Genomic DNA, 10,249 nt, shown 5'->3' on the forward strand with positions numbered 1-10,249 from the left:
ATAATTCCTAAACTGCAGTGCCATTGCCTTGAAAGCGATGATAGACCCTGCGTAGTGCCTCGCGATCGCCGACATTGCCGGGAAATAGCACCACTGGTAATTCTGGAAAACGGGGATGATCAGCCCCTGTGCGCACCACGGAGCAGCCCGGAATCACTTGCCCCAAGAGGCGAACTGTGGCTAGGTTTAAGCCCTTGCTCAGCACATCGTTGGAGGTGATGCCCCCCTTGCTGATCAGATAGCGCAAATCGGCGGGCAACTGCTGGACGATCGCCATCAGCACTTCCGAGACTCGCTGCCCAAAGGCTAACCGTGTCGCCGCATCCGCGAAGGTGAGTTCCTGACGACTGGTAAAGATGACGGGGGTTTTCTCACTGGCGATCGCCTGATCCACCGCCGCCAAGACTGCGTTAATGATGTCAGGTTCAGCCGCCGCACTGTCGCGCAATCGTGCCACGGGCACTTCAATGGGAAACACATCGGGTTCCGCCAGCAGAAGAGTGAGTTGTTCGGTGGTTTTGCGCACGTGGGAACCTACTAAAACCGCGCCATAACGACCCGGGCGGCAATAGGTGGCCATTGCTTCTGGGGGGGTGGGCTGGGGGGGCAGTTGTGCGAGGGCAGTCAGTAAACTGGCAGCACTGCGGAACAAAAAGCGTTTTCCTTGACTCGCCACCTTAAGCACTGCCGCTGCAAATTGATCCAAATCTCTTTGGCTCTCAGCATCCACAACCCCACAGACATTGCCAGTTAGCTGCGTCAAGCGGCTGAGCAGGATCTCTGGGTTGCGCACATCGGCAAGGACAAAACGCTCTACGGCTGTGGCGGGGATGCGCCCTTGGGTCTTTTCGGCCACATAGTCGGGTAAGTAGCTGTGGTGATAGCCAAAGACGGAATCGCGGGCAAACTCCGTTTCATGGACGGGCACAGGCTGACCTTCAACGAGCAAATAGTGCTGGCTATCACGGGTAATGCGCCCCCCCTCGAGAAAGGCAGGCACCAGAAAATGGGCATCAAAGGGACCCAGTTCAGCGGCAATCACGTCGGTTTCAAGGGGGTAGTGGCCCCGTAGGGTGGAGTCGGAGCGACTGACAACAATGTAATCGGTTGTGCCGGTTTGGGCGATCGCCGCCTTCAAATGGCAGCAGACTGTGCGCGTTACCTCCGCTGCGATTTCTGGTGGCAAAGCACGGGTATTGCTAAGGACAAAGAAAATGGGCACAGGATCGGTGAGGCCGCGACAGAGGGTATCCACATCCCAGCGGGTCAACAGCAGGCAACTGTGCACCGTTTGCGAACCGGTGGGGTCATCATCTAGGACAATAATTTTTGGGCGCGTCACCGCGGGTATCTCCGACACTCTTTCGTTTGCAGTTTATCATTGGGGCGATCGCTCATCCGCAATCAACTGCCGCCAATTGACACTACTGTTTCAATTACAGTTGCCAAGAAAATAACTTACTACCACCCACAGCAACAATGACGTTGATGTGCATGCTTCCCCTTACCTTTCACTATTGGCGGCATCGCGATCAGCAGCGGCTCCTAGAGGAAGTGCATCAGGTGTGGGGCATCACCCACGTGCACCCGCGATCGCATCGGGGGGCTATGTGGTGCATCTTTAAATAGCTATACAGAAAAAATAAGGCCTAAACGCTGAAGTACTTCGCTGCGGGATGGTAGCAGATAATGGCGGTGGTGGATTGCTCAGGGTAGAGTTGTTCGCTCTCGTCCATGTACATCCCCATGCGATCGCTCTGGAGGAGTTGCAGTTGCGTATATTGATCCTGCATATTCGGGCAAGCAGGGTAGCCAAAGCTATAGCGGGAGCCTTGGTAGCGCTGAGCAAGAATATCGCGAATCGATTCTGGATCAGGCGTGCAGCCCAATTCGCGGCGAATGCGGGCATGACACCACTCAGCAAGGGCTTCAGCCGTTTGTACTGCCATGCCGTGGAAGTAGAGGTAGTCACTGTATTGATTGGCCGCAAATAGCTCCTGCGCCACTTGGGTAGCAATTTCACCAACGGTCACGGCCTGCATAGGAAAGACATCCACAATGTCCGATTCCACAGGGGCAAAAAAGTCGGCAATACAGAGGCGGCGACCACTCTTTTGGCGGGGGAAGGTAAACTGGGCGATCGCCCGCTCAGGGACGCAAGCATGTTTATCCCCTACCCGCTGGGGATCGTAAATATAGACGGTGTTGCCCTCACTTTGGCAGGGGAAGTAACCATAAATCAGTTCAGGATGGAGTAGGTTTTCCGCAAGGATGCGCTGTTTCCACTCCTCAAGGATGGGATAGACCTTCTCGGCAAGGAAGGCGTTGTAGGCGGCACGGTCTTGATCCTTGGGTTTGCGAAACTGCCACTGACCCGCAATCAAAGCTTGGAGATCCAAGTAGGCAAAGACCTCAGAAAGGGGAATCTGATCCGCCTTGAGGTGACGAATGCCCCAGAAGGGGGGTGTGGGGCGGGGAATATCCACCGCAACGGCTTCAGAGCGGCGCGTATCCACCACTTCTGGCGTTTCGGGTTCAGCAACCGACGGGGATTCGGGGGCGATCGCGGGTGTGCTCCCTGCCTCTGGGGTGGCAACAGTCGTACCATCCAAAAATCCTTGGCGATCGTCCCACTGGCCTGCGGCTTTTGCACTCATCAGCCGATCCATAAAATGCAAATCGGCAAAGGCATCCTTGCCGTAGATCACTTGACCGTGGTAGGTAGACTGGCAATCCTCATAGACAAACTTGGGCGTCAGCGCGGCTCCTCCCAAAATCACGGGAACGGTAATGCCCCGCTCATTAAAGACCTCCAGATTTTCCTTCATGAAGGCGGTGGATTTCACTAAGAGGCCGCTCATGGCAATACAGTCTGCCTGATGCTCCTCGTAGGCTTGGATGATATTTTCAACGGGTTGCTTAATCCCCAAGTTAATGACTCGATAGCCGTTGTTGGTGAGGATAATATCCACCAAGTTTTTGCCAATATCATGGACATCCCCCTTCACCGTGGCAATAACGACAGTGCCCTTGGCGGTGTCCCCCGTGGCAGATTTCTCCATAAAGGGTTCGAGGTAGGCGACGGCGGCCTTCATCGTTTCTGCGGACTGCAAAACAAAGGGCAGTTGCATCTGCCCAGAGCCAAAGAGTTCGCCTACTACCTTCATGCCATCGAGCAGGAATGTATTGATAATTTCAAGGGGGGCATAGGTTTCAAGGGCTTTGGCGAGGGTGTCCTCGAGACCCAGGCGATCGCCATCAATAATGTGGCGCTTTAGCCGCTCCTCAATGGGCAGGTTCTCCACCTGCGAGCGATCCTGTTTGGTGGTTTTGCCCTCAAAGAGGCGGGTCAGCTCGGCAAGGGGGTCATAGACACACACATCCCCCTCAAAGCGCCGCCGATCATAGATCAGATCACGGCACACCGCTTGGTGCTCTGGCTCAATTTTGGCTAAGGGCAGAATCTTGGCAGCACTGACAATGGCAGCATCCATGCCTGCTTGCATCGCCTCATGGAGAAACATCGAGTTGAGGACTTGCCGCGCCGCTGGGTTCAGCCCAAAGGAGATATTGGAGACCCCCAGCAAAATATGACAGCCGGGGAGTTCAGCCCGGATACGGCGAATGGCGGCAATGGTTTCACGTCCGTTGACCCGATCCTCCTCAATCCCTGTGGAAATCGGCAGTGCCAAAGGGTCAAAGAAAATCTCGTAGGGGGGAATGCCGTAGTCAAGGGCAGCTTGATAGGCCCGCTCGGCGATCGCAAACTTTTTCTCAGCGGTTCGTGCCATCCCCTCTTCATCAATGGTGCCGACGACAACGCCAGCGCCGTAGGTTTTTGCCAGTTCTAAGACCTTGTAAAAGCGAGGTTCACCATCCTCAAAATTGGTGGAGTTGAGCAGGCACTTGCCCCCCGCCACCTTGAGACCCGCCTCCATCTTTTGCCATTCAGTGGAGTCAAGCATCAGGGGCAGGGTGACATTGGTGACCAGTCGCGACACCAACTCGCGCATATCGCGCACCCCATCGCGCCCCACATAGTCCACATTGACATCGAGGATGTGGGCACCTTCACGCACTTGGGCACGGGCAAGGGCAACGAGGCCATCCCAGTCCTCAGCGTTGAGGAGATCGCGGCATTTTTTCGAGCCACTGGCATTGAGTCGTTCACCAATAATCAAGAAAGAATTCTCTTGGTCATAGGGCTGAGGACTGTAGATCGAGGCGGCAGCAGGAATCCGTTGGGGCGATCGCGCCTTGGGGGTCAAGGTCGCTGCAATCTCCGCCAAAGCTGCAATATGATCCGGTCGAGTACCACAACAGCCGCCAATCACTTGCACCCCAAAGTCCTCGACAAAGCGAGTGAGGGCAAGCCGCAATTCCATCGGCGTCAATTTATAGTGGGCGTGGCCACCGATGTTTTCTGGCAAGCCAGCATTGGGAATGCAGGAGATGACAAAGGGGGAGTGCTGCGAGAGGTAGCGGATATGCTCCGTCATCAGGTCAGGCCCCGTGGCGCAGTTGAGTCCCAAAATATCAATGGGATAGGGTTCCAGAATCGTCAGGGCAGCGCCAATTTCCGAGCCAACCAGCATCGTGCCTTGCTGCTCCATCGTCACCGAGACCATCAGGGGGCGGCGTTCTCCGCGCTCTTGAAAGACGGCCATCACCCCATTGAGGGCGGCTTTAATTTGCAGCACGTCTTGGCAGGTTTCAATAATAAATAGGTCAACCCCGCCATCAAACAGGCCAGCGGCTTGTTCACGAAAGGCAGTGTAGAGGGTGTCGTAGTCAATGTGGCCAAGGGTGGGGAGTTTGGTGCCAGGACCCATCGAGCCAGCGACAAAGCGGGGTTTTTCGGGAGTGCTAAATTCAGCAGCCATGGACTTGGCCAGTTCGGCGGCTTTCTTGCTGATTTCGTAGGCGCGATCGCCCAAATTGTATTCACCCAGAACAATCGAGGATGAGCCAAAGGTATTTGTTTCAATGACATCCGCCCCCGCCGCCAAAAAATCGCGATGCACCTTGGCCACCGCCTCTGGCTTGCTGATCACCAGATATTCATTGCAGCCTTCGTACTCCTTGCCACCAAAGTCCTCTGCAGTCAGGTTTTGTGCCTGAAGATTCGTGCCCATTGCGCCATCAAAGACAATGACACGCCGGGGTTCTGCATGGAGATACTCAAGAAACGACATAGACATCCACCAAGGCCACCCGATTTGCACCAGAGAGTTCTTTGATTTTAATCTGTTGGGGCTGTTCGGGAGAGGTATGAGCCTTTTTCCAAGGATAAGCAGCTCGGCCTTGAACTTTCTTGCGCAAAAAATAGGGGTGTAGAGAACACACCCCTCAAAGAAATCGACTAGTTAGCTTATTTTTAATGACAGTATTGCTCTTTTCTTTGTGTGCTAGAAGAAAACGCTTACCGCCATCGCAGCATACTTAACAGCCTTGATAGCGTGGGTAACAGCCATAGCGATCGCCCCAATCAACGCAATCAGTCTAAGAATATGCTGCCAGTTGCAACAAACTTCTCAAGAACTTAGCCATGCGGTCGGGAATTGGACTGCCGCCTGGTTAAATGTCTGTGGCATAGGCCGAGAGGGTGGCTGCCCTAGAGTCTACTCCGCTGGAGTAGTATCATGAAAGCAACTTCAAACCCACTGGCGTCACCAACCTAGGAGCAGCAATCAATGGATGGTTTTTGGGAAAATGTTCTGCGCTACCAACGCTACTTTGTCACTGTCTTATTAGGGGTAGTGTGGAATGTCGTCGAACCATTGGTGCCCCTGTTTAAGCGTCCCCTGAGCGCGATCGCCCTTATTGGCCTCATGGTGGGACTTCTCACATTTGTGGCATTGACGTTACGCGCAATGTTGGGTTTAACCGCTGCATAAGGTGGCACGATGGCCTCTTCCCTGCCCATCAAGGCACAAATTGACCTGATTTTGCTGAGTCTCGAAGCCTTGGCGCAGGTGGGTTCAGCAGAGATACTGACATTGGCAGAAGCAATGGGGTTTGAGGCCTATTTGCCCGATCGCGTGGGGTTATGGCGACTGCGGCAATCGAGTCCCCTGCGGCGAGGTCGTCATGGGCGACGTAAGTTGGATGTGGATGAAGCCCGTGCCTTGGCCTTGATCTGCAGCCGCTTAGCGCAGCAACACCAGCAAACCATCCGCACCGCCATTGAACGCTGGCAACAGCAGACGAGTCAAGGTCGCCCGCCCCACTTAGAACCCATTCTCGGGGATTACATTGACCGCTTCACCAGTTTGTATCAAGAGCGAATGGCCGACAACAGCAGCGATGGTAGTAAATTGGCACAACTGGCCTTAGATTTACTCGTGGATTTGTTCTTTTACAGTACGCCCCAAGGGGCACGTCGCCTTTGGATCACCCTGCTAGAACGCACTACTCCCGCGCCCCCCTCGCTATCGTTGGTGGAACCTGAGCCAGTACCTGCATCAGCCCTTGAATTGCCCACCCTGTTTCCCCCTTCCGATGTCTAATGAGTACCACCCTCAGCTACTCTCAGCCCACCTGCCAACTGGATGTCGCTGCTGAATTTTTGCCCTTCAGTCAGAAGCTGCGCCGTGCGCCGGTGCGATCGCTCCACTTTACACTGGCTGTCGCAGAAAAACTCAGCTTTGAGGGCAACGATCGCCAGCTCTATCAACTAAAAACGCTGGTCAACGAGTATATTGAGGCTTTCCTGAGCCATCACCAAACACCGACAGAAGTCACCATAGACAGCTTTGTTTTGCGATCGCGATCGCCCCTCGAACATGAACTCCATCTACCTGATGGGCGGGTGGTTCTGCTGCAACTGACAGAACTATACGACTTGGTGACTGTTCTTGATGACTGGTCTGCCGTCATGGAGCCGTTGCCAGAACTGGTGGAGCGCGCCCAATCAATCCTTGCTCAAATCCCAATCTGGGCCAAAAGTGCAGCGGTGGCCGTGGGTGTGGTTGCTGCCTTCACCCTTGTTACCCAACGCTGGCTCATGCCTCCAGCTTCGATGGTCGTCACTTCCGGTGAGGAACCTAACTTGCCTCCCCTAGCGATGCCATCCCCTCTGCCAGAACCTGCGGAAACCCCACAACTCGCTCCCCTCCCTAGCCCGCCGCCGGCTGCCCCTGAAACGTCTACCCTTGTACCGCTGCCCTCGCCGCCAGAAATGCCACCCCCAAGGATCGTGCCGGCTCCACCCCCGCCCCCTGTTGCCCAAAAGGCACCTCCCCCACAACCCCCTGATCAAAATAACGTGGTGGTGCAAGCTCCCGCTGACGGCGCGCCCGCCGGTATTGAACCTGATCCAATAATCACCCCCCTAGCCGAAACCACCCCCATCCCTGCAATCACCCTGCGGGAAGTGAAAACCTATTTTCAAGACCGTTGGCGTCCGCCGGCTAGTTTAGACACGAGTTTGGAATACCGCATTGTTCTCAACCCCGATGGCACTCTTGCCCAAGCTCTGCCCCTCAATGGTGCAGCAGTTCGCTTTATTGATCGCACGCCCATTCCACTGCGGGAAAGTCCTCTAGCGAGTCCCTTTGGGGGCGATCGCCCGATCTTACTGCGGTTAGTCTTAATGCCCTCTGGAAGCGTGCAAGTGTTTGGTGAAAATTGATGTTCTATGAGGCACTTGAAGAGACGGCGGGAGTAATCGTCGCAATTTCCTGCAAGCGTTTCCTGACTTCAGCGGCATTGGGATAGCGCTCCCGAGGATCGGGGTGGGTCAAGCAGTTAATTAAATCCACCATTAGCGGATCCAAATGGGGAATGTCCTCCGCATAGAGACGATATTCACGGGTGCCCCAGCGGAAATAGGTCTCCGGTTCATAACCCGTAAGCAAGTACACCATCGTTGCCCCCAAGGCAAATAGATCTGAAGCGGGTTCGGGTTTTCCCTCCTGCTGTTCTGGCGCCGAATAGCCCACGGTACCAATGAATGTCCCTGAGTCAGAGGTTAAGACGGATGCTTTGCCCCAGCCCACAAGCACCAGTTCTGTTGTTTCCCGTTTGACGTAGGGATGAATGAGATTGGAGGGACGAATGTGCAAATGCAACACAGGGGGGTCTTGCTGGTGCAGCACCTCAAGCAATTCGCACACAGGAATCAGCCAACGACTGACCTCAATCACGTTCATTGGCCCTTGATCCTGAACCCGCTGTTTTAGGGATTGACCATAGATCATTTCTGAGACCAAGTAGGAATCGCTGCCGCACTGAAAGGCTTCCCAAAACTGGGGTAAGACCGGATGCTCAATTTTGCACAATTGCCGCGCCTGGCGCTGAAAGGCAGAGATTTCGTTGCGTGACGCCGCAAGACTATGTCCCTTTATCACTGCCGTTAAGCCACTGCGCCAGCCCAAATAAATGTTGCTTTGACCAAGGGCACGAATAACCTGGTAATTACCGAGCGTTTTCCAGACGCGCAGAGGCACACCGCAATCAATGCAAAAAACATCGTTCTCTTGGGCATGCTTGTGCTGGCAATCGGGGGGAGCACGCCACTCGCTGAGTAAATGAACTGGCAGTTGGCCTGTCACTGCAAACTCAGCCTCTTCCTCCTCTTGGGCGGTGACACTGCTACTACTGGCGGTGGGAGTGCTTTCTTCAGCACGGGACGTGGGTTCGGCGGCTGTACCGATGGCTTCTTCTTCCCCTGAATAGGTGCCTTTCTCAACATCCGCCAAGCGACCTTCGGGCACCGTTTCCATACGGGCACTGGGAGTGGCGGGACGCTGATCAGAACCGAGGCGAATTTGAATATTGGGCCCAGAGCGCGCCAAACGCAGGATACCGCCATCCATCAAGGTTGCCTGCTGAATGCGTTTGCCATCCAAATAGGTGCCGTTGGTGCCAAGATTGACCACTTGCCATTGCAAGCCATTACGACGAAGTTCCACATGGTGACGCGACACCACCGCGCTATAGAGCACGACGTGATTATCGACTGCTCGGCCAATACGGATGACATTTTCATTCTCAAAGGTCCAGCTTTGGACTGGGGTGGCTTGAACGGGATGGAGTAATGTCAATGTAATCACGTTGTTTAACCGCCTCTGCGTACCTGAATACACTCTAAAGAACTAGGAGATGCGTTCATAGATAAAAGTGACTAAATCTCCCTTGCCTAAGGCAATGCGATCGCCCGATTGCAGGCGGTGACGATTGCCCGGATAAAGGGGAGTATTGTTAATGTAAGTGCCATTGGCACTGCCCACATCTTCAATATAGTGGGCATTCCCCTCAATCCGCAGATCCGCGTGGATACGGGAGACAATTTCTGAGTTAGGAAAGCCAGCCACATCAATATCGGGGGGAATCCGATCATTGGGCTTGCCAATATGAATGACAGGACGCCCTGTGGGAATTCGCAGTTCTGTGCGAGTTTGCACATGAATCAGCTTGGCTTCAATGGTGGCAATCTGAACCGAGAAGACATGAGCCGGTGGTGGGGGCGGCGGGGGTAGCGTTGTCAGGCGGCCTTGATGGGCAAGGGTCTCCACTGTTGGTGTAGCGCTTGCTGTGTGTTGCATCACCTCTGGCATTGGGGGTGTGCTGACGGCAAGGCGACGCAGATTGAAACCACATTGGCCACAAAAACTAGCGTCTGGTTGAACTGGGGCACCACAATTTGGACAAGGAGTCATACTGGGCATGGGCGAAAAGCACGCTTCACATTGAACAGCACCAATGGGATTGGGATGGAAACACTCGGAACAGATGATCATAGAAATGATGACCTATTCCACTGCCGATCCAACCAACCTAAGATTAAGGTACCCATCGTTTCTCTCTACTTCCCAGAGTAAAGCTAAAAAAGTCAGCTGTCTCTATACTTAAGTTAGCTTTTACACCCCAATTCTATACGGGTTCATCGCTAAACTGCTGCTCAGTGAGAATTATTAGAAACGACCACTGACATAATCGCAGGTTAAGGGATGCTGTGGCCTCTGAAAAAGTAAGCGTGCGGGGGCGTACTCAATCAGTTGGCTCACTGTCTGTCCTCGCAGCAGTATCAAGCCCCATGCAGGGGTCATCCAGTAGCAGAATCTCCGGTTGCAGGGCGATCGCCCGCGCCAGACAAAGGCGTTGTTGCTGCTCTAGGGACAGGTGTAGTGCCGGCTCGCCTAAATGATTCTTCAGAGTTTGCCACAGATTCACCTGGCAGATTGCACAAGGGCATCAGATCCTCTTGATTGATTTTGGAAAGAGACTCCGTCTGCTGCAAATCATC

8 protein-coding genes and 2 pseudogenes are annotated in these 10,249 nt (G+C 54.2%); 4 read left to right on the plus strand and 6 right to left on the minus strand.

Features of this window, described 5'->3' with window-relative positions; translation table 11 throughout:
* Positions 1-7: 7 nt before the first annotated feature.
* The gene (locus tag IGQ15_RS03265) at positions 8-1,342 is read right to left on the minus strand and encodes a four-carbon acid sugar kinase family protein (RefSeq protein WP_297048625.1); all 1,335 of its coding nucleotides are present in this window, start codon (positions 1,340-1,342) and stop codon (positions 8-10) included.
* Between the two features lie 152 nt (positions 1,343-1,494).
* On the opposite strand from IGQ15_RS03265, the gene IGQ15_RS03270 reads away from it, so the two are divergent.
* Positions 1,495-1,629 (plus strand): hypothetical protein, encoded by a 135-nt coding sequence (locus IGQ15_RS03270; protein ID WP_297048627.1) that lies wholly within the window; start codon positions 1,495-1,497, stop codon positions 1,627-1,629.
* Positions 1,630-1,649: 20 nt separating this feature from the next.
* Here IGQ15_RS03270 and metH read toward each other — a convergent pair whose 3' ends face one another.
* On the minus strand, positions 1,650-5,201 hold the full coding sequence (gene metH / locus IGQ15_RS03275; RefSeq protein WP_297048628.1) for a methionine synthase: 3,552 nt from the start codon (positions 5,199-5,201) through the stop codon (positions 1,650-1,652).
* 492 nt (positions 5,202-5,693) lie between these two features.
* On the opposite strand from metH, the gene IGQ15_RS03280 reads away from it, so the two are divergent.
* From IGQ15_RS03280 to IGQ15_RS03290, 3 genes are read left to right on the plus strand one after another with little or no spacing between them, the layout of a single operon-like run.
* Positions 5,694-5,897 (plus strand): DUF751 family protein, encoded by a 204-nt coding sequence (locus tag IGQ15_RS03280; RefSeq protein ID WP_297048631.1) that lies wholly within the window; start codon positions 5,694-5,696, stop codon positions 5,895-5,897.
* A gap of 9 nt (positions 5,898-5,906) precedes the next feature.
* Positions 5,907-6,509 carry a DUF3038 domain-containing protein gene (locus tag IGQ15_RS03285; RefSeq protein ID WP_297048632.1) on the plus strand — a complete coding sequence of 201 codons (603 nt, stop codon included), beginning with the start codon at positions 5,907-5,909 and terminating at the stop codon, positions 6,507-6,509.
* On the plus strand, positions 6,509-7,633 hold the full coding sequence (locus tag IGQ15_RS03290; RefSeq protein WP_297048633.1) for a DUF4335 domain-containing protein: 1,125 nt from the start codon (positions 6,509-6,511) through the stop codon (positions 7,631-7,633). Before IGQ15_RS03285 ends, IGQ15_RS03290 begins: the two co-directional genes overlap by 1 nt.
* Before the next feature lie 4 nt (positions 7,634-7,637).
* Here the strand turns inward: IGQ15_RS03290 and IGQ15_RS03295 are convergent, their stop codons facing one another.
* The 4 genes and pseudogenes from IGQ15_RS03295 to IGQ15_RS11990 form a co-directional block, all read right to left on the minus strand.
* A complete protein-coding gene (locus tag IGQ15_RS03295) occupies positions 7,638-9,056 on the minus strand; it encodes an FHA domain-containing protein (protein WP_297048635.1) in 1,419 nt (472 codons plus the stop codon).
* 42 nt (positions 9,057-9,098) lie between these two features.
* On the minus strand, positions 9,099-9,548 hold the full coding sequence (locus IGQ15_RS03300; RefSeq protein ID WP_363315772.1) for an FHA domain-containing protein: 450 nt from the start codon (positions 9,546-9,548) through the stop codon (positions 9,099-9,101).
* A 45-nt stretch (positions 9,549-9,593) separates the two neighbouring features.
* A pseudogene (locus IGQ15_RS11985) lies at positions 9,594-9,743 on the minus strand (zinc ribbon domain-containing protein); the annotation flags it as partial.
* A gap of 174 nt (positions 9,744-9,917) precedes the next feature.
* Positions 9,918-10,125, minus strand: a pseudogene (locus tag IGQ15_RS11990) (ATP-binding cassette domain-containing protein); the annotation flags it as partial.
* Between the last annotated feature and the right edge of the window lie 124 nt (positions 10,126-10,249).

The sequence above is a fragment of the Thermosynechococcus sp. M98_K2018_005 genome (assembly GCF_015295825.1).
GTDB lineage: Bacteria > Cyanobacteriota > Cyanobacteriia > Thermosynechococcales > Thermosynechococcaceae > Thermosynechococcus.

Excerpts from the sequence above, each read along its gene's own strand:
- IGQ15_RS03270 (WP_297048627.1), top strand. The coding sequence starts at position 1,495 with ATGCTTCCCCTTACCTTTCACTATTGGCGGCATCGCGATCAGCAGCGG.
- metH (WP_297048628.1), bottom strand. The coding sequence starts at position 5,201 with ATGTCTATGTCGTTTCTTGAGTATCTCCATGCAGAACCCCGGCGTGTC.
- IGQ15_RS03280 (WP_297048631.1), top strand. The coding sequence starts at position 5,694 with ATGGATGGTTTTTGGGAAAATGTTCTGCGCTACCAACGCTACTTTGTC.
- IGQ15_RS03285 (WP_297048632.1), top strand. The coding sequence starts at position 5,907 with ATGGCCTCTTCCCTGCCCATCAAGGCACAAATTGACCTGATTTTGCTG.
- IGQ15_RS03290 (WP_297048633.1), top strand. The coding sequence starts at position 6,509 with ATGAGTACCACCCTCAGCTACTCTCAGCCCACCTGCCAACTGGATGTC.
- IGQ15_RS03300 (WP_363315772.1), bottom strand. The coding sequence starts at position 9,548 with ATGCAACACACAGCAAGCGCTACACCAACAGTGGAGACCCTTGCCCAT.